General features: G+C 72.8%; 16 protein-coding genes. 12 read left to right on the top strand and 4 right to left on the bottom strand.

Annotated elements, in window-relative coordinates:
• The first annotated feature begins 65 nt into the window (after positions 1 to 65).
• The 3 genes from ACQP2P_RS18050 (at position 66) to ACQP2P_RS18060 (ending at position 4313) form a co-directional block, all read left to right on the top strand.
• Positions 66 to 1055, top strand: coding sequence for a LacI family DNA-binding transcriptional regulator (locus ACQP2P_RS18050; protein WP_433617473.1), 990 nt, complete (start codon positions 66 to 68; stop codon positions 1053 to 1055).
• Complete coding sequence (locus tag ACQP2P_RS18055; RefSeq protein ID WP_433617475.1) at positions 1052 to 3352, top strand: beta-glucosidase family protein; 2301 nt, start codon at positions 1052 to 1054, stop codon at positions 3350 to 3352. The genes ACQP2P_RS18050 and ACQP2P_RS18055 overlap by 4 nt, the downstream gene beginning before the upstream one ends.
• 94 nt (positions 3353 to 3446) lie before the next feature.
• Positions 3447 to 4313, top strand: coding sequence for a class II glutamine amidotransferase (locus tag ACQP2P_RS18060; protein ID WP_433617477.1), 867 nt, complete (start codon positions 3447 to 3449; stop codon positions 4311 to 4313).
• Positions 4314 to 4368: 55 nt separating this feature from the next.
• On the opposite strand, the gene ACQP2P_RS18065 is transcribed toward ACQP2P_RS18060, so the two are convergent.
• Positions 4369 to 5343, bottom strand: coding sequence for a twin-arginine translocation signal domain-containing protein (locus tag ACQP2P_RS18065; RefSeq protein ID WP_433617478.1), 975 nt, complete (start codon positions 5341 to 5343; stop codon positions 4369 to 4371).
• 149 nt (positions 5344 to 5492) lie between these two features.
• Here ACQP2P_RS18065 and ACQP2P_RS18070 point away from each other — a divergent pair, with 149 nt between their 5' ends.
• The 6 genes from ACQP2P_RS18070 to ACQP2P_RS18095 are packed head-to-tail and all read left to right on the top strand — an operon-like array spanning position 5493 to position 12081.
• On the top strand, positions 5493 to 6515 hold the full coding sequence (locus ACQP2P_RS18070; RefSeq protein WP_433617479.1) for a LacI family DNA-binding transcriptional regulator: 1023 nt from the start codon (positions 5493 to 5495) through the stop codon (positions 6513 to 6515).
• A complete protein-coding gene (locus tag ACQP2P_RS18075; RefSeq protein ID WP_433617480.1) occupies positions 6512 to 8107 on the top strand; it encodes an FAD-dependent oxidoreductase in 1596 nt (531 codons plus the stop codon). Before ACQP2P_RS18070 ends, ACQP2P_RS18075 begins: the two co-directional genes overlap by 4 nt.
• Before the next feature lie 22 nt (positions 8108 to 8129).
• Entirely contained in the window at positions 8130 to 9389 is a 1260-nt protein-coding gene (locus tag ACQP2P_RS18080; protein WP_433617481.1) for an ABC transporter substrate-binding protein, read from the top strand.
• 2 nt (positions 9390 to 9391) lie between these two features.
• Positions 9392 to 10279, top strand: coding sequence for a carbohydrate ABC transporter permease (locus ACQP2P_RS18085; RefSeq protein WP_433617483.1), 888 nt, complete (start codon positions 9392 to 9394; stop codon positions 10277 to 10279).
• A complete protein-coding gene (locus tag ACQP2P_RS18090; protein ID WP_433076051.1) occupies positions 10269 to 11111 on the top strand; it encodes a carbohydrate ABC transporter permease in 843 nt (280 codons plus the stop codon). The genes ACQP2P_RS18085 and ACQP2P_RS18090 overlap by 11 nt, the downstream gene beginning before the upstream one ends.
• Before the next feature lie 7 nt (positions 11112 to 11118).
• Positions 11119 to 12081, top strand: a complete 963-nt coding sequence (locus ACQP2P_RS18095; protein ID WP_433617486.1) for an acetylxylan esterase — start codon at positions 11119 to 11121, stop codon at positions 12079 to 12081.
• A gap of 24 nt (positions 12082 to 12105) precedes the next feature.
• Here the strand turns inward: ACQP2P_RS18095 and ACQP2P_RS18100 are convergent, their stop codons facing one another.
• A complete protein-coding gene (locus tag ACQP2P_RS18100) occupies positions 12106 to 12462 on the bottom strand; it encodes a hypothetical protein (RefSeq protein WP_433617487.1) in 357 nt (118 codons plus the stop codon).
• 147 nt (positions 12463 to 12609) lie between these two features.
• Here ACQP2P_RS18100 and ACQP2P_RS18105 point away from each other — a divergent pair, with 147 nt between their 5' ends.
• Entirely contained in the window at positions 12610 to 14262 is a 1653-nt protein-coding gene (locus ACQP2P_RS18105) for a beta-1,3-glucanase family protein (protein ID WP_433617489.1), read from the top strand.
• Between the two features lie 41 nt (positions 14263 to 14303).
• Here the strand turns inward: ACQP2P_RS18105 and ACQP2P_RS18110 are convergent, their stop codons facing one another.
• Complete coding sequence (locus ACQP2P_RS18110; protein ID WP_433617490.1) at positions 14304 to 15452, bottom strand: serpin family protein; 1149 nt, start codon at positions 15450 to 15452, stop codon at positions 14304 to 14306.
• A gap of 34 nt (positions 15453 to 15486) precedes the next feature.
• On the bottom strand, positions 15487 to 16521 hold the full coding sequence (locus ACQP2P_RS18115; protein WP_433617492.1) for a LacI family DNA-binding transcriptional regulator: 1035 nt from the start codon (positions 16519 to 16521) through the stop codon (positions 15487 to 15489).
• Between the two features lie 199 nt (positions 16522 to 16720).
• On the opposite strand from ACQP2P_RS18115, the gene ACQP2P_RS18120 reads away from it, so the two are divergent.
• Complete coding sequence (locus ACQP2P_RS18120; RefSeq protein ID WP_433617494.1) at positions 16721 to 18652, top strand: beta-galactosidase; 1932 nt, start codon at positions 16721 to 16723, stop codon at positions 18650 to 18652.
• A 99-nt stretch (positions 18653 to 18751) separates the two neighbouring features.
• Positions 18752 to 19318: a hypothetical protein gene (locus tag ACQP2P_RS18125; RefSeq protein ID WP_433617495.1), complete on the top strand. Its 567-nt coding sequence runs from the start codon at positions 18752 to 18754 to the stop codon at positions 19316 to 19318.
• Position 19319: the final 1 nt, after the last annotated feature.

Consider the following 19319-nt stretch of genomic DNA (forward strand, 5'->3'; position numbering starts at 1 on the left):
TCGATAACGTTATCGGACGTTATTGTGCCCTCGTGAAACCCAGTTCCCGAGTCACGATCCGAGACGTGGCGGCCACCGCCGGCGTCTCGGTCGCGACGGTGTCCAAGGTCCTCAACGCCCGCTACGGGGTGTCCGCGGCGACCAGCGCGCACGTTCAGGCGGTCATCCGCGAGCTGGGCTATGAGGCCAGCCTGGTCGCGCAGAGCCTGCGCAACCACAAGACCAACGTGATCGGCATCCTCGTGGCCGACCTCGAGCCGTTCTCCACGGAGCTGCTCAAGGGCGCCGCCAAGGCGATCAAGGGCACCGGGTACGAGCTGGTCGTGTACTCGGCCGGCGGGCGCACGGTCGATCACGCCGGATGGGAGCAGCGGTACCTTTCACGCCTGTCCGGCACCCTGGTCGACGGCGCCATCCTGGTCACCCCGACCGTGGTCGAGGTCGAGTTCGGGCAGGCCGTGGTCGCCGTCGACCCGCACACCGGGCCGACCGGGCTGCCGACCGTGGACTCGGACAACCTCGCCGGGGCCCGGATGGGCGTGCGGCACCTGGTCGAGCTCGGGCACCGGCGCATCGCCCTCATCGGCGGCCGCGAGGACCTCGAGTCCGCCAAGCTGCGCGAGCAGGGCTACCGCGAGGAGCTCGCCGTGGCCGGCATCGAGCCCGACCCCGGGCTCATCCAGCCCGGCAACTACGACGCCGACGACGCCGCGGCCGCGGCCCGGCGGCTGCTGGAGCGCCCGGACCGCCCGACGGCGCTCTTCGCCGCGAACGACACCTCGGCCATCGCGGCCATCGAGGTCGCGGTCGCGATGGGGCTGCGGGTGCCGGAGGACCTCTCGGTGGTCGGCTTCGACAACGTGCCCGAGGCCGCCCTGGCCACCCCGTCGCTGACCACGGTGGAGCAGCCCATCCACCAGATGGGGCACCGGGCGATCGACCTGCTGATCCAGCTCATGAACGGCGAGCCCGTGGACAACACCCACGTCCGGCTGGCCACGCGTCTCGTGGTGCGCCAGTCCACCGCGGCCTTGGAAACGGAGCGACGAGCGTGACAGAAGCTTTTCGGGACGCCGGCGAGCCGGTCGCCGTGCGGGTGGCCGACCTCATGGCGCGGATGTCCCTGCGCGAGAAGGTGGCGCAGATGTACGGGGCCTGGCTCAACGTCGACGACACCGCCGGTGAGGTCGCCCCGCACCAGAACGACCAGGCCCCCGATCCCATCGACTGGACCGAGCTGGTCCGCCACGGGCTCGGGCAGGTGACCCGGCTCTACGGCTCCGCCCCGATCGAGCCCGAGGCCGGCGCGCGCCGCGTCGCCGACCTGCAGCGGCAGATCATCGCGGGCGGCCGCTTCGGCATCCCGGCGATCGTGCACGAGGAGTGCCTGACCGGCCTGGCCGCCTGGCGGGCGCCGATCTTCCCGACGCCGCTGGCCTGGGGCGCGAGCTTCGACCCGCGGCTGGTCGAGGCGATGGGCGCGCACATCGGGGCCACCATGCGCCGGCTCGGCATCCACCAGGGCCTCGCCCCGGTCCTCGACGTGGCCCGCGACCTGCGCTGGGGCCGCGTCGAGGAGACCATCGGCGAGGACCCGCACCTCGTCGGCACCATCGGCGCCGCCTACGTGCGCGGGCTGCAGTCCGCCGGGATCGTGGCCACCCTCAAGCACTTCGTCGGCTACTCCGCCTCCCGCGCCGGGCGCAACCTCGCCCCGGTGTCGATCGGCCCCCGTGAGCTCGCCGACGTGCTGCTGCCCCCGTTCGAGATGGCGCTGCGGGCCGGGGCCCGCTCGGTGATGAACAACTACACCGACATCGACGGGGTGCCGGTCGCCGCCGACCCGACGCTGCTCACCGAGGTGCTGCGCGATCGTCTGGGCTTCGACGGTACGGTCGTGTCGGACTACTTCGCGATCGCGTTCCTGGAGTCGCTGCACGGCGTCGCGGCCGACCGGGCCGAGGCCGCCGCCGCCGCGCTGCGGGCCGGCATCGACGTGGAGCTGCCCGGCGTGAACTGCTACGGCGGCCCCCTGCTCAAGGCCATCGAGGCCGGCGACGTCGACGAGGCGCTCATCGACCGCGCGGTCGAGCGGATCCTGCGGCAGAAGTGCGAGCTCGGCCTGCTCGACGCGGACTTCGCGGCCGAGCCCGCCTACCTCGCCGCACCGTCCCCGTTGGACGATGCCGAGGGTCGCGACATCGCGCGGCGTCTCGCCGAGCGCTCGATCGTGCTGCTGCGCAACGACGCCGGCGCCCTGCCGCTGGCGCCCGGCACCCGCCTGGCCGTCGTCGGCCCCGGCGCGCACCGCGGCGACGCGCTGTTCGGCTGCTACTCGTTCCCGCGCCACGTGGGCATCCACCACGAGGGCCTGGAGCTCGGCGTCGAGGCACCGTCCATCGTGGACGCGCTCGGCCTCGGCTTCCCGGTGTCCTACGCCCAGGGCTGCCCCGTCCTCGGCGGCACCGACGAGGACATCGCCGCCGCGGCCGCCACCGCCGCCGAGGCCGACGTGTGCGTGGCCGTGCTCGGCGACCTCGCCGGGCTCTTCGGCACCGGCACCTCGGGCGAGGGCTGCGACGCCCGCGACCTGCGGCTGCCCGGCCGCCAGGAGGAGCTGCTCGAGGCGCTGCTGGCCACCGGCACCCCGGTCGTGCTCGTCGTGCTGGCCGGGCGCCCATACGAGCTGTCCCGCCAGATCGACCGGCTCGCCGCCGCGGTGTGCACGTTCTTCCCGGGCGAGGAGGGCGCCGGCGCGCTCGCCGGCGTCCTCAGCGGCCGTGTGAACCCGTCGGGCCGGCTCCCGGTCGGCTTCCCGGGCGCCGGCGCGTCCCAGCCCACCACCTACCTCGCCGCGCCCCTGGGCCGGCGCAGCGAGGTGTCGACCGTGGACCCGAGCCAGCTCTTCCCGTTCGGCCACGGCCTGGCCTACGCCGACGCGGAGTGGGGCGCGGTGTCGCTGCACTCGCCGGACGGGTGGGCCACCGACGGGGAGATCGAGCTGACGGTGCCGCTGCACAACCCGGCCGGGCGCGAGGTCAGCACCGTCGTGCAGGTCTACGCCCACGACCCCGTGGCCCAGGTCGCCCGCCCGGTGCGCCAGTTGCTCGCGGCCCCGCGGGTGGACCTCGCGCCCGGCGAGTCGCGCACGCTGGTGGTGACCCTGCACGCTGACCTGCTGTCCTACACCGGCCGCGACGGGCGGCGCATCGTGGAGCCGGGCGACATCGAGCTGCTCGTCGCCCGCTCCAGCGCCGACGTCCACACGGCCGTCCGCGTCCCGGTCGTCGGCCCGGTCCGTGAGGTCGGCGCGGCCCGGCGCCTGCACCCGGCCTGGACCCTGCTGCCCTGAGCGCCCCGCCGCCCGGCGGTCCGGCGCCGCTCACTCCTGCCGGGTGAGTGGGGCCGGGCCCGGGGCGGCCGAGGATCGGGTGAGGAGGTGCGAGATGTGCCGATGGCTCGCCTATTTCGGCTCGCCGATCGCGCTCGAGGACCTGCTCTACAAGCCCGAGCACTCGCTGATCGACCAGAGCATGCACTCCCGGCTCGGGGTCGGCACCACCAACGGCGACGGGTTCGGCGTCGGCTGGTACACGCCGGGCGCCGACGACGAGCCGACGCTGTTCCGCGGGACCGGACCGGCGTGGGGCGACGACAACCTGCGCGAGCTGTCGCGCTCGGTGCGCAGCGGGCTGTTCCTGGCCCACATCCGGGCGAGCACCGGCACCCCGGTGCAGCAGACGAACTGCCATCCGTTCCGCCACGGCCGCTGGCTGTGGCTGCACAACGGGCGCATCCGCGGCTACACCGAGCTCAAGCGCACCCTCACGCTCGCCGTCGAGCCCACGCTGTACCCGTACATCGGCGGCTCGACCGACTCCGAGCTCATGTTCTACCTGGCGCTGACGTTCGGCCTGCCCCGCGACCCGGTCGGCGCGGTGGAGCGCATGGTCGCCTTCGTCGAGGACGAGGGCAGGCGGCAGGGCATCGAGCACCCGGTGCAGATGACGGTCGCCACCACCGACGGCGAGCGGCTGTGGGCGTTCCGGTACTCCAGCGAGCACGTCAGCCGCTCGCTGTACTGCAGCACCGAGGTCGACACGCTGCGCACCATGTATCCGGAGAACCCGGTGCTGCAGCGGGTGTCGGAGCCCACCCGGATCGTGGTGTCGGAGCCGCTGGGCGGCCTGGTCGGTGCCTGGCAGCCGGTCTCCGAGTCCAGCTACGAGCTCGTGACGCCGGACGGGAACACCGTCGGGCCCTTCCGTCCCGACCGCGACCGCGCCCGCGGCCTGCAGACCGCGGGCGGATGAGCGCCCGCCCGGCTCCCGGGCCGGGGGCCGGGGCCGGGCGGGCACATCCGATCGTTCACACCGCCCGGGCGACCGCGATCGTGGCCGACAGACGCGCGCCGGCCTCGTAGAACATGTACTCCACGCCGCCGTCGGTGCCGAACGACGGGGCCGCGCTGCGCCCGTTGTCCGGCGCCCCCGACCGCGCGGCGTGGAACACGCCCAGGTGCACCTCGCGGTCGAAGGCGTTGCCGACCTCGGTGATGAACTGGTTCCCGCCGTTGCCGTGGTAGACGACGTACGCGGTGCCGTTGCGCTTGAGCAGGTGCGCGCCCGAGATGTCGGTCTGGCCGTCCGGGCCGGGGGTGACCAGCGGGGTCGGATCGAACTGCCAGCTCTTGGCGTCCGACGACCAGCCCCAGAAGATCTTGCGGGTGCCGCTCGTGACGCCCATGAACAGCATGACGTACGTGTTGCCCAGGCCCGTGACGGTGTGCTCGAAGACGCGGGCGTAGGAGGTCTCGGTCGTGCCGGGCACCATCGACGTGCTCAGCACCACGCCGAAGTAGGTGTAGTGGATGCCGTCGGTCGACCAGGCCATCCGGGTCGTGTTGTTCTCGCCGTGGAAGTAGCAGTAGAACTTTTTGTTCGACGCGCTCCACAGCACGTGCGGCGACGACACGTGGCTGACCGAGTAGTACGGCGACCAGGTGTTGCTGATGATCGGGTTGGCCGCGTACTCGGTGAAGGGGCCGCTCAGCGAGTTGCCGTAGGCCAGGCAGATGCCGCCCGGCTTCTCGTGCGGCGCGTAGTAGAGGTAGTAGCGGCCGAGGCCGCCGGTGATCTTGTCGTAGACGCCCCGGATGCACGGGAAGATGAGCTCGTTGGTCGGGTTGTAGCGCAGTGCCGACTTGTTGAACGGCACGCCGATGTACTGGTAGTTGGGGAATCCGGCCGGCGCGGCGGACGCCGGGGAGGGCAGGTGCAGGGCGCCGATGGCGGCGGCGCCGGTGCTCAGAGCCGCTCCCTTGAGCAGTTGGCGGCGATTCATGGATGGGAGTGTCTGACCGGCGCGCGCCCGCGGTCAAGGTGCTAATACGAATTATCAGCGAGCGTTCGGGCTTGACGAAACCTCGCCGCAGGGTTCAGGATCACTGGCCAACGGCTGATAATGCGCATTAGCACGGATCGGACGGCCACGTGACCGCAACTCCCCGGCGCCTGACCCAGCGGGACATCGCCCGCATGACCGGCGTCAGCCAGGCGACGGTGTCGCTCGTGCTCAACGGCCGCTCCGACGGCGACGTGCGAATCGCGCCGGAGACCCGCGAGCGGGTGCTGCAGGCGATCCGGGACAGCGGCTACGTCGCCGACCCGATCGCCCGCCGGCTCGCCGCGCGGGACAACCGGATCATCGGCGTGTTCACCTACGAGCCGGTCTTCCCGGCCGGCAACAGCGACTTCTACCACCCGTTCCTGGTCGGCATCGAGGAGCGGGCCGAGGCCCTGGGCAGCGACCTGCTCCTGCTGACCAGCGCCCCGGTGGTCGACGGGCGCCGGCGCATCTTCCACGAGGGCAACCGGCTGCGGCTGGCCGACGGCTGCATCCTGATCGGTCGCGTGCTCGACCGTGACGAGCTGGCCCGGCTGGTCGCGGACGGGTTCCCGTTCGTCTCGGTCGGCCGGCGCGACGACGCCGGCGGGCCGGTGCCGTACGTCGGCGCCGACTACGCGGGGGCGACCGAGGCCCTCGTGCGCCGGGCGGTCGAGCTCGGGCACACCCGGCTGGTCTACATCGGCCAGGGAGAGGGGCCGGAGTCGCACACCGACCGCAAGGCGGGCTTCGCCCGGGGCGTGGCCGAGGCCGGGATCACCGGGCTGCACCTGCCGCCCGACGACCTCGGCGCGGTGCTGGCCAGCGGCGCGACGGCGGTGTTCGCCGAGGAGCACAGCGACGGCGTCGCCCTGGCCGCGGCCATCGGCGCGAACTCCCCGTCCGGCGCGCGGCCCGACCTGTCCATCGTCACGCTCGGGCAGCCGACCAGGCACGTGACGGACCCGACCGGCACGCAGTTCACCGGTTTCGAGATACCCCGCCGAGCGATGGGGGCCCAGGCCCTCGAGGTGCTCACCGCCCTCATCGACGGCCAGAAGACCCAGCGGCAGCGGCTGCTGCCCTGCGAGCTCATCCCCGGCACCACCCTCAAGGAAAGTTGGACATGAAGACTGAAGTCCTGATCGTCGGCGGCGGTCTCGGCGGGGTCGCCGCGGCGCTCGCGGCGCTGCGGGCGGGCCGGCGGGTCGTGCTCACGGAGGAGTACGACTGGATCGGCGGCCAGCTCACCAGCCAGGCGGTGCCGCCGGACGAGCACTCGTGGGTGGAACGGTTCGGCATCACGGCCAGCTACCGCGCCCTGCGGGACGGCATCCGCGACTACTACCGGCGCCACTACCCGCTCACCGCCGCGGCGCGCGCCTGGGGCGACCTGAACCCGGGCGCCGGGCACGTGAGCCGGCTCTGTCACGAGCCCCGGGTCGCGGTGGCCGTGCTCGAGGCGATGCTCATGCCCTACCGCAGCAAGGGCGTCCTGACCGTGCTGCAGCCGTACGTGCCCGCGGCCGCGGCCACCGACGGCGACCGGGTCACCGCGGTGACCCTGCGCCATCGCGACACGGGCGAGACGCTCGACGTGACCGCCGCCTACGTCCTCGACGCCACCGAGACCGGCGACCTGCTGCCGCTGACCGGCACCGAATACGTCACCGGCTTCGAGTCGCAGGCCGACACCGGCGAGCCGAGCGCCCCCGCGATCGCCCAGCCGGCCAACATGCAGGCCGTCTCGGTGTGCTTCGCGGTCGACCACGTCGACGGCGACCACACCATCGACCGCCCTGCCCGCTACGACTTCTGGCGCGACTACGCCCCGCCGTTCTGGGGCGGCCCGCTGCTGTCGTTCCGTGCGCCGAGCCCGCGCACGCTGGAGCCGACCGAGCGGATCTTCGACCCGAACCCGGACGACGACCCGCTCGCCGTCGACGCCGACCAGCGCCGCAACCCGGGCGACCACAACCTGTGGACGTTCCGGCGCATCGCCGCGCGCAACCTCTTCCTGCCGGACGCCTACGAGTCCGACATCTGCCTGGTCAACTGGCCGATGCTGGACTACTTCGAGCACCCGGTCATCGACGTGCCCGACGCCGCGAAGCACCTGGCCGCGGCCCGGGAGCAGGCGTTCTCGGTGCTGTACTGGCTGCAGACCGAGGCCCCGCGCCCCGACGGCGGGACCGGCTTCCCCGGCCTGCGGCTGCGCGGCGACGTGACCGGCAGCGCCGACGGGCTGGCCCAGGCGCCCTACATCCGCGAGTCCCGGCGCATCCTCGCCGAGACCACGGTCGTCGAGCAGGACCTGGCCCTCGCCGTGCGCGGCGACAAGGGGGCGGTGGCCTACCACGACTCGGTCGGCGTCGGGATGTACCGCATCGACCTGCACCCCTCGACCGGCGGCGACCACTACATCGACGTCGGCTGCTGCCCGTTCCAGATCCCGCTCGGCGCGCTCATCCCGCGCCGGATGGACAACATCCTGGCCGCCGGCAAGAACATCGGCACGACCCACATCACCAACGGCGCCTACCGCCTGCACCCCGTCGAGTGGAACGCGGGCGAGGCCGCCGGTGCGCTGGCCGCGTTCTGCCTGGACCGCGCATGCTCCCCGCGCGCGGTGCGCAACACCCCCGGCCTGCTCGCCGAGTTCCAGGCCCGCCTCGACCGCGACGGGGTCGAGCGGGCCTGGCCCGACGTCGCCGGCTACTGACACCCCCACCAAGGAGAACCCGATGAAGTTCCGCGTCGCGATAGCAGCCCTGTCGCTGCTCGCCCTGGCCGCCTGCGGCGACGGTAAGGGCAGCACGCCCGCCGCCGAGGAGACCGGCCCGGTCGAGCTGCGCATGACCATCTGGTCGGCCAACGAGGCCCACCTCAAGCTCTTCAACGACATCGCCGCCGAGTACAAGACGGCCCACCCGAACGTCAGCGTGAAGTTCGACCCGCTGCCGTTCGAGTCGTACTCGACCACGCTCACCACCCAGATCGCCGGCGGCAACGGGCCGGACCTCGCCTGGATCCTCGAGGACTCGGCGCCGGACTTCGTCGGCTCGGGCGCGCTGCTGCCGCTGGACAAGATCGAGCAGGCCGACGACCTCGCCCCGGCCGCCACGAAGCTGTGGCAGAACGGCGGGAAGCTCTACGCCTACCCGTTCTCGACCTCCCCGTTCGGCATGTTCGTGAACACCGAACTGCTCAAGCAGGCGGGCCAGGACAACCCGGCCGACCTCGTCACCGCCGGCACCTGGACCTGGGACAAGGCCTTCGCCGAGGGCGCGGCGGTCAACGCGAAGACCGGCACCGCCGGGATCGTGGTCCGCGACTTCGACTACAAGACCTGGAGCAACCTCTCGACCGTCTGGACCGGCTGGGGCGCGCAGGCCTGGAGCGCCGACGGCAAGACGTGCGGGTTCAACGCCCCCGAGATGGTCGACGCGATGACCGCCCTGCACAAGGCCGTCTTCACCGACAAGGCGATGCCCGGCCCGGGCGTGGCCGCGGACTTCTTCGCCGGGCAGTCGGCGATGACGGTCACCCAGATCTCGCGCGCCTCGCTGCTCAAGGACGCCAAGTTCGGCTGGGACCTGGTGCCCCTGCCGGCCGGGCCCAAGGGCAAGTACTCGGTCGTCGGCCAGGCCGGCCTCGGGGTGCTCAAGAAGAGCAAGCACGCCGCCACGGCCGCGGACTTCCTGACCTTCTTCACCAACCCGGCCAACAGCGGCAAGCTCGCGCAGTACTTCCCGCCGGCCCGCAAGAGCCAGCTCAACGCCGAGACCATGGCCAAGACCAACCCGCTGCTCAAGCCCACGCAGCTGCAGTCGGTCGTCATCGACGGCATCTCCACCGGCGTGGTCAAGCCCAGCCACACCGGCTCGGCCGAGATCGCGCAGAACGTCCGCGCGTCGCTCGACCCGCTGTGGAAGCCCGACGCGAACGTCAAGAGCGTGCTGGACAACGTCTGCACCGGCGTGAAGCCCCTGCTGGCCAAGTAACGATGCGATTCTGGACCGCGCGCCGGCGCGACCATCTGGCCGGCTATCTGTTCATCGCGCCGCAGCTGGCGGGCACGGTCGTGTTCGTGCTCGTCCCGCTGGTGCTGGTCGCGTGGTACAGCTTGCACGAGTGGAACGTCCTCGCCGACGAGTTCAACTTCGTCGGCGGGGACAACTACCGGCAGCTCGCCGACGACCCCAACCTGCCGAAGGTCCTCGCCGCCACCGGGCTGTTCTCCGCCGGGCTGCTCGTGCTCAACCTCAGCCTGGCGCTGCTGCTGGCGGTGCTGCTCAACCAGCGTTTGCGCGGCACGGTGGTGTTCCGCACCCTGTTCTTCTCGCCGGTCGTGGTCTCCATGGTGGCGTGGACGATCGTATGGGGCTTCCTGCTGCAGGACAACGGCGGCGTCAACGGCATCCTCGACACCGTCGGCGTGCACGGGCCCAACTGGCTGCGCGGGGACGTCACCGCGATGATCTCGGTCGTCGTCGTGCAGGTGGTCAAGAACGTCGGGCTGAACATGGTGCTGTTCCTGGCCGCGCTGCAGGGCGTGCCGTCCGAGCTCTACGAGGCGGCCCGCCTCGACGGGGCGAGCGCCTGGCGGGCCTTCCGCAGCATCACCGTGCCGATGATCAGCCCGACGATCCTGCTCACGTCGATCATCACGGTGGTCGGCTCGCTGCAGGTGTTCGCCCAGATCGCGGTGCTCACCCAGGGCGGGCCGGGCACCTCGACCACCGTGCTCGTCTACTACCTCTACCAGCAGGCCTTCCAGTTCCATCACTTCGGCTACGGCGCCACGCTCTCGCTGGTGCTGTTCGCCATCGTCCTGATCCTGACCACCGTGCAGTGGCAGCTGCGCAAGCGATGGGTGTTCCATGAGTCATAAGAAGACCTGGCGCCTGAAGACGGCGCTCTACGGCCTGCTGTGCGTGCTGGCGATCCCGTTCGTCTTCCCGACCTGGTGGATGGCGACGTCGTCGGTGAAGCCGGTGAACGAGGTCTTCAAGTTCCCGCCCACGCTCATCCCGACCAGCGTCGACTTCTCCGCCTACAAGCAGGTGTTCGAGGCGCAGCCGTTCGCGCAGCAGTACCTCAACAGCATGTACATCGCGATCGTGTGCACGGTCGGCACGCTCGCGGTGTCCTCGCTGGCCGGCTACGCGTTCGCCCGCATCCGCTTCCGCGGCCAGAACGCGCTGTTCCTGCTGGTGCTCACCGGCCTGCTGGTGCCCAGCGAGGTGACGATCGTGCCGCTGTTCCAGATGTTCCAGCGCTGGAACATGATCGACACGCACTGGCCGCTCATCCTGGTGCCGATCTTCGGCGCCCCGAGCGTGCTGGCGACGTTCATCATGCGGCAGTTCTTCATCGCGCTGCCGCCCGAGCTGGAGGAGGCCGGCCGCATGGACGGGCTGAGCCGCTTCGGGCTGTTCCGCCGCATCGCCCTGCCGTTGTCGCGCCCGGCCCTCGGGGCGGTCGCGATCTTCACCTTCCTGCACAGCTGGAACCTGTATCTTGAACCGATCGTGTTCCTCTCCACCCCCTCGAAGTTCACGCTGCCGCAGGCGCTCACCCAGTTCGTCGACGCCTACGGCGGCCCGGCGTGGAACGTGCAGCTGTCGGCGGCGACGCTGACCGCGGTCCCGGTCCTCGTCGTGTTCGTCATCGCCCAGCGTCAGTTCATCGAGGGGCTCGCCCACACGGGACTGAAAGGCTGACGACGCCGTGCCGCTGTCCGACCTCACGCACGAGGACTGCCTCACCTATCGCAGCCGGGCCGTCGAGCCGGCCGGTTTCGACGCGTTCTGGGCGGACGTGCGCACACCCCCCGGCCCGGCCTCGTTCGAGCCCGTCGAGACGAGCCTCAAGACGCTGCGGGTGTACGACGTGAGCTTCCCCGGCTACGACGACCACCCGGTGCGCGGGTGGTTCGTCGTGCCGGCCGGGGCCGAGGGGCCGCTGCCGTGCGTGGTGGAGTTCCCGGGGTACAACGGCGGCCGCGGCCTGCCGGAGGACTGCCTGCTCTACGCCTCGGCCGGCTACGCCCACCTGTTCGTCGACGTGCGCGGCCAGGGCAGCGGCTGGCGGCGCGGCGACACCGGGGACCCCGAGCCCGAGGGCTCCGGGCCGCAGCACCCGGGCTTCATGACCCGGGGCATCCTCGACCCGTCCCGGCACTTCTACCGGCGGGTCATCACCGACGCGGTGCGGGCCGTGCACGCGGCCCGCAGCCACCCCCTCGTCGACCCGGCGCGGGTCGCGGTCACCGGGATCAGCCAGGGCGGCGGGCTGACCCTCGCCGTGGCCGGCCTCGTGCCGGACCTCGCCGCGGCCGCCGCCGACGTGCCGTTCCTGTGCGACATGCGCCGCGGCGCCGAGCGGGCCGCGACCGGCCCCTATCTCGAGGTGGCCGCCTACCTGAAGGTCCACCGCGACCGGGTGGACACGGTGTTCGGCACGCTCGGGCACTTCGACGGCGTGCACTTCGCCAGGCGCGCGAGCGCCCCGATCCTGTTCAGCGTCGCGATGATGGACACCACGTGCCCGCCCTCGACCGTCTACGGCGCCTACCACAACTACGCGGGCCCGAAGCGGATCGAGGTCTACCACTTCAACGGCCACGAGGGCGGCGAGACCGTCCAGGACGCCGAGCGCCTGCGGTTCCTGGCCTCGATCCTGCATCCGTAGGCGGCCGATGCGTCGTGGTCGGTCTCAGCAGCGCACGTCAACGTCCAGCACCGCCACCGTGCGGGCACCGGTGAGCACGACGGTGCCGATCTCCGCGTCGCCGTCCCAGTCCGCGCGCAGGGCGCGCCCGCGGTCGTCGGCGGCCGGTAGCCACTCGGCGAGCAGCGCCGCCACGTCCTGCACCGGGTCGTCGCCGCCGAAGCTGCCGGCGTGGGCGAAGTCCGCGCGCCGGCCGGGGGTGGCGGCGGGGGACCACGCGGCGAGGCGCCACACGGCGGCGGGCATCACCGCCTGCGGGCCGGTCGGGCGCGGCCCGGCGGCGAGCGGGCCGGGCCGCGGCTGCGACTGGCAGGCATCGGTGTAGCTGGTCAAACGGTCCACCGGGGAGATCGAGTCACACCGGTGGGCTCCATTGACAACAATCTTTACCGATCGATATGGTGAGAGCGCTCTCAGGCTCCGCCCCGCCCTCGTACCCCGAGTTCTGAGAGCGCTCTCTGACGCCCGTCCGCACTGGAGGACACCGCCATGCTCCTCAGACGAAGACTGCTCGGGCTGCTCGGCGCGCTGGCCCTGGCCGGCACTGCCGGAGCCGTCGCCGCCGCCCCGGCCGCGCACGCCATCGGCCCGAGCCTGCTGCCCGTCACCGTCTCCAACACCACCGGCCGCGGCGACGCGGTCTACCTGTACGTGCTCGGCGTCCAGCTCAGCAGCGGCCGCCTCGGCTACGTCAACGCCGCCGGGACGTTCACCGCGTGGAGCGGCGGGCAGATCCCGCCCTCGCCGGCCCCGGACGTCTCCATCGCCGGCCCCGGCAACGGGGGCTCGACCACGCTGAAGTTCCCCCGCGGCTTCTCCGGACGGGTGTACTTCTCCCTCGGTGAGAAGCTGAAGTTCCTCCTGACCCCGGACGGGCTCGTGCAGCCCGCTCCCTGGGCGGCGGGGGACCCGAACCAGAACGTCCTGTTCGACTGGAGCGAGTTCACCTACAACGACGACGGCCTGTGGATCAACAGCAGCCAGGTCGACATGTTCGCGGTGCCGCACGCCGTGACGGTCACCGGGGCCAGCGGCGCCACCCAGCGCGAGGGCGACCTCGTCAACGACGGCCGCAACGCGATCATCAACCAGATCAAGGCGCAGGCGGGCTGGGCGAACACCGTCTACACGCGCTCGGACGGCACCGTGCTGCGCGTGCTGTCGCCGGGCAAGGCGGCCGGGGCCGGGCTGCTCAGCCCGACGCTCATGGACTCCTACATCACGACGGCGTGGAACGCGTACACGTCCAAGACGCTGACCGTCGTGCCGTTCGCCGACCAGCCGAACACGAAATACTTCGGCCGCACCTCGGGCAGCACCATGACGTTCACGAACGCCTCGGGCGCCGTCGTCGCCTCGTTCAACCGGCCCAGCAGCGCCGACGTGTGGGGCTGCGCGGGCAACCTGCCGGCCCCGAACGACCAGGTCGTCGGCCCGATCTCCCGCACGCTGTGCGCCGCGCTGAACCGGGGCACGCTCGGCACCGTCGACACCCAGCCGGACCTGAACTCGGCCGGCTTCTACAAGAACAGCCCGACGAACCAGTACGCGCGGATCATCCACGCGAACATGGCCGACGGGCGGGCGTACGCGTTCCCGTTCGACGACGTCGGGCACTTCGAGTCGCTGGTCACCGACTCCGACCCGCGCTCGGCCTCCATCATCCTCAGCCCGTTCGGGGCCGGTGGCGGCACGGGCGGGACGATCTCGTCGAGCACCTGGTACAGCACGGTGAACAAGACCAGCGGCAAGTGCGTCGACGCGCGCTCGTCGGGCACCGCGAACGGCACCGCGATCCAGCAGTACACCTGCAACAACACGTTCGCGCAGCAGTACCTGTTCCAGCCGACCAGCGGCGGCTACGTGCGCATCAACAACCGCAACAACTCGGCCCAGGTGCTCGACGTCGACGGCGTCTCCACCGCGGACGGGGCGCTCGTGCACCTGTGGGCCTACGGCGGCGGCAACAACCAGCAGTGGCTGCCGGTCTCCGAGGGCGGCGGCTACTACCACTTCGTCAGCCGCAACAGCGGCAAGTGCCTGGACGTGCCGAGCGCGTCGACGGCGGACGGCGTGCAGCTGCAGCAGTGGACGTGCAACGGCTCGGGCGCCCAGTCGTTCCGGCTGACCGCCCAGTCCTAGCCCGCCGATGGTGAGCCCCGGGCCGGGAACGGTCCCGGGGCTCAGCCCTGGAACGGCTCGGGTTCGGCGACCCAGCCCGCCACGAGGACGAGACCGGTGGCGCGGTGCACGGCGGCGAACCCGAACGGCCGGTCGAACGCGACGGTGACGACCCGGCGGCGATGGGTCCGGTCCGGGAAGAACGCCCCGGCGAGCCGCATCGCGAACGCGGTCACCGCGGAGGCCTCGAAGCCGGCGCCGGTGAACTCGGCGACGGCGTCCTGCCGGGCCTGGGAGACCGACATCGGCACCGGGCTGATGCCGGGGAAGTGCCCGGTCCGGTCGTCGGTGGCCGCGCGCAGCCCGAAGAGCTCCGGCTCCTTGAGCAGGTCGTGCGCGCCGCGGACCGTGAACCGGACCGTGCTCACCACCAGCTCGGGCGTGTCGTCGGCGGCCTCGACCTCGCGCACGGTGACCCCGGGCGCGGCCCGGTCCGGGTCGAGGGCCCCCGCTGTGCCGGCGGACTCCGCCGGGCCGGCGAGCGCCGTGATCGCCGCGGGCAGCACCGCGCCGGCGGCCTGGCCCGGCTCGCCCAGCGCCAGCACCACGTCGACGTCCTGCGCCCCGGCGACGGTCAGCAGGGTGACCGGGCCGGCCGCGGTGTCCGCGACCCGCAGCGCGTCGAGCCCCGCGGCCCCGCGCGTGCGGCGGTGCAGCCCGGCCAGGTCGCGCCCGGCCCAGGGGCCGGTCTCGGGCCGCTGCACGCCGTCGTCGAACGGCTCGGCCCAGGCCGTGCGCACCGACAGCGCGCTGGCGAGGACCATGAGCGTGTCCCGCTCGGCCCGGATCGGCATCGCCGGGACCGCGCCGCGGGTCTGCTCGCTCGCCCAGGCGTCGAGCGCGGGCTGGTCGACGTCCGGGTCACCGGTGAGCGGGCGGCGCCGGTCCGGCGGCACGGCGGCCGTGAACGCCTCGGTCAGCGGGGCCTCGGCGCGCGACCAGACCGCCGTGGCCATCCGGGCGGTGGGCGAGTCCGGGATCTCGAGGGGCTCGGGAGCGACGGCCAGCAGCTCGTCGCGGGCCGGGCCGCAGGCGTTGGGGCCGAGCAGGGCGAGCAGGACGTAGACGCCGGCGCCGGAGAGCACCGTGCCGCCGTCGTCCACTGTGGACGCCCAGCGGGCCGTGAGGGCGTTGGCGTTCGTGGTCGTCATGTCGGCAGCCTACCCACGCAAGCCTACCCGCGGCTCAGGCCGACCCGCGCACCACGAGCTCGGTCGGGATGATCACCGCGGCCGGGCTGTCGCCGTCGATCTGGCTCAGCAGCAGGCGTACCATCTCGGCGCCGATGCGGGGGTAGGACTGGCGGACCGTGGTCAGCGGCGGCTGCGTGTCCGTGGCGATCCGGCTGTCGTCGAACCCGCCCACGGCCACGTCCGCGGGCACCCGGCGGCCCGCCCGGTGCAGGGCGCGCAGCGCGCCCGCGGCCATCAGGTCGGAGGCGACGAACACGGCGTCGAGGTCGGGGGCGGCCTCCAGCAGCCGCCGCATCGCCGCCTCGCCGCCGGCCCGGGTGTAGTCGCCGTGCGCGACGAGGTCGAGGGGGTCCGGGGTGTCCAGCGCCAGCGCCTCGCGGTAGCCGGCCAGCCGCTCGACGCCGCCGGAGGTGTCCAGCGGGCCGGTGATGGTGGCGATCCGGCGGCGGCCCGACTCGCGCAGGTAGGTGACCATCTGCCGGGCCCCGTCGCGGTCGTCGGCGGCCACGTAGGCGGCCTGGCGCTCGTAGCCGATGGGCTTGCCGCAGGCGACCACGGGCAGGCCGCGGGCGAGCAGCTGCGGGATGAGGGGGTTGCCGCTGTGCGTGGAGACCAGCAGCGCGCCGTCGACGTGGCCGCCGGTGAGGTACCGCCCGAGCCGCTTGCGGTCCTCGAGGCTGCTCGCGAGCGTCAGCAGCAGCGTGATGTCGTGCTCGGCGAGGGCCTGGGTGCAGCTGTGCAGCAGCACGTTGAAGTTCGGGTCCTCGAAGAGCCGCTCCTGCGGCTCGGACAGGATGAACGCCACGGACTGGGAGCGCTGGGTGACCAGGCTCCGCGCGTGCTGGTTGACGACGTAGCCGGTCTTGCGCATGGCGCGCTCGACCGCCTCCTGGGCCGCGTCGCTGACGTCGTGGCCGCCGTTGAGCACCCGCGAGACCGTGCCCCGGCTCACCCCGGCCGCCGCGGCCACGTCGTTGATCGTGGGGCGGCGGGCGGGGCGTCGCCGGGTCTCGCGAGGTTCTGGCACGCTCGCCATTCTGCCCCAGCGCCGGCCCCCGACGGCGCTCCAGCGTCGGCCCTTGACGGCGCGCGAGCGCAGGTCGACGCGCCAGGAGCGCCGCGGGGCCGACCGGGAGCGTTCACAGTCCTGGCTTCCTCGAACATCGGGTCAAGCGGGATATAGTCCGGAGACGGGCGCTGGGAACGTTCACGGCAGGAGCACGACGGTGGCGGATCTGCGGCTCGACGGCCTCGCCTACGGCGGGGACTACGCCCCCGAGCAGTGGCCCGAGGAGGTGTGGGCCGAGGACGTCGCGCTCATGCGCCAGGCGGGCGTCAACCTGGTCAGCGTCGGCATCTTCAGCTGGGCGCTGCTGGAGCCGACGCCGGGGGAGTACACCTTCGGTTGGCTCGACCGCGTGCTCGACCTGCTGCACGGGGCCGGCATCCGGGTCGACCTGGGCACGCCCACCGCCGCGCCGCCGCCATGGTTCGCCCGGCGCCACCCGGGCGCCCGGCTCGTCGACCGGGCCGGGCACGTGCTCGGCCAGGGCGGGCGGCAGAGCTTCTGCCCGAGCGCGCCCGAGTACGCCGCGGCCGCCGCCGGCATCGCCGAGCAGCTCGGCCGCCGCTACGGCGACCACCCGGCCCTGGTCCTGTGGCACGTGCACAACGAGTTCGCCGGGGTCAACGCGCACTGCTACTGCGACACGTGCGCCGGGGCGTTCCGCGGCTGGCTGCGGGGCCGCCACGGCGACCTGGCCACGCTGAACGCGGCCTGGGGCACCACCTTCTGGGGCCAGCGCTACGGGGAGTGGGACGAGATCGAGCCGCCGCGGCTCGCCCCGACCGCCGTGAACCCGGCCCAGCAGCTGGACTTCCTGCGCTTCTGCTCCGACAACCACCTGGCCAACTTCCGGCGCGAGCGCGACGTGCTGCGGGCGCACTCGCCGGCGGTACCGATCACGACCAACTTCATGATCGCGAACTGCAAGTGGCTCGACTACTGGAAGTGGGCCGGCGAGGTCGACGTCGTGGCCAACGACCACTACCTCGCCGCCGAGCGCCACGACCGCCACATCGAGCTCGCGATGTGCGCCGACCTGACCCGCGGCCTCGCCGGGGGCGCCCCCTGGCTGCTCATGGAGCACTCCACGAGCGCGGTGAACTGGCAGCCGCGCAACATCGCCAAGCGCCCCGGGGAGCTGGCCCGCAACAGCCTCGCCCACGTGGCCCGCGGCGCCGACGGCGTGATGTTCTTCCAGTGGCGGGCCTCGCGCTTCGGCGCCGAGAAGTTCCACTCGGCGATGCTGCCCCAGGCCGGCACCGGGACCCGGATCTGGCGCGAGGTCACCGGCCTGGGCGAGCGGCTGGCCGGGCTCGGCGCGCTGCGCGGCAGCCGGGTCGCGGCCGACGTCGCGGTCGTCTGGGACTGGGAGGCGTGGTGGGCGCTGGAGCTGGAGTGGCGCCCGTCGGCCGACGTGACGTTCCGCGAGCGGGTCGAGGCCTACTACGCCCGGCTGTGGGAAGCCCATCTCACCGCCGACTTCGTGCACCCCGAGGCGGACCTCGGGCGCTACCCGCTCGTCGTGGTGCCGTCGCTGTACCTCACCACCGCCGCGGCCGCCAAGAACCTCGACGCCTACGTCTCGGGCGGCGGGACGCTCGTGGTGTCGTACTTCTCCGGGGTCGTGGACGCCAACGACACCGTGCCCGACGGGCCGTACCCGGGCTCACTGCGCGACGTCCTCGGCGTGACGGTGGAGGAGTTCCTGCCGCTGCGCGCGGGCGAGCACGTCCGGCTCAGCGACGGCTCGTCCGCCGGCGTGTGGGCCGAGGACGTGCGGCCGGCGGGAGCGGTCCCGGTGCTGGCGTACGTGGACGGGCCGGCGCCGGGCGGGCCGGCGGTCACCCGGCACGAGCGGGGCGGCGGGGTGGCCTGGTACGTCTCGACCCGCCTGGCCGACGCCGACCTGGGCCGGCTGCTGGAGCAGGTGTACGCCGACGCGGGGCTGGGGGCGCGGCCCGCCGTACCGTCCACTGTGGAGCTCGTGTCCCGGCCGCCCCATCTCTTCGCCATCAACCACGGCACCGAGCCGGCCGAGGTGCGTGGGACGGCCGTGCCGGCCGGGGAGGTGGTGGTGCTGCGTGATCAATGAGCTGCGCCGGGCCGAGATCCTGGCCGCCGCCCGGCAGCGCACCGGGCACGTCGGCGGATCACGCTGTAGTGACCGTTTCTTCACCATATGATGGAGTTCATGTCGTCCGACGTCCGTGCCGCCTATGAGGAGATGCTCGCCGCGCAGGTCGTGCCGCGGCTGCGAGACCTCGGATTCGGCGCGGACTTACGGCGCGACCGGCCCGGCGAGGGGACCATCGCGATCGGGTTCGCGGGCGAGCGGGCCACGTTCCCCGGGCAGGTCGCCTTCGCGGTCGAGGTGCGGGCCGCGACCGGGCGATGGGTGTCGTACGCGCGCGAGACCGGCGCCGACGAGCTGGCCCAGATCTGGGGGCGGGTCGCGCCGCCGGCCGGGTTCGGCTTCCATCGCGGCAGCGACGACTGGAACCTGCGCACGGCCGCCGACGCGCCCGGCTACGGCGAGGAGATCGCCCGGCTGCTCGGCGACGTCGTCGTGCCCGGGATCGAGCGCTACCTCGAGCTCGACGCGGCCCTGGAGCGGGCGTTCGCCGACGGGGAGGCCGTCGCGGCGTTCGGGCCGCCGCCGGCGCTGCCGGGCATCATCAACCGGATGTCGTACGTCGAGCCGGACGACCCGTACGTGGCGTGGCTGCGGGCCGGTGCGGTGCACACCGGCCCGTCGTAGG

Origin of the sequence: Dactylosporangium sp. CA-139114 (assembly GCF_050955725.1) — a bacterium.
Lineage (GTDB): Bacteria > Actinomycetota > Actinomycetes > Mycobacteriales > Micromonosporaceae > Dactylosporangium.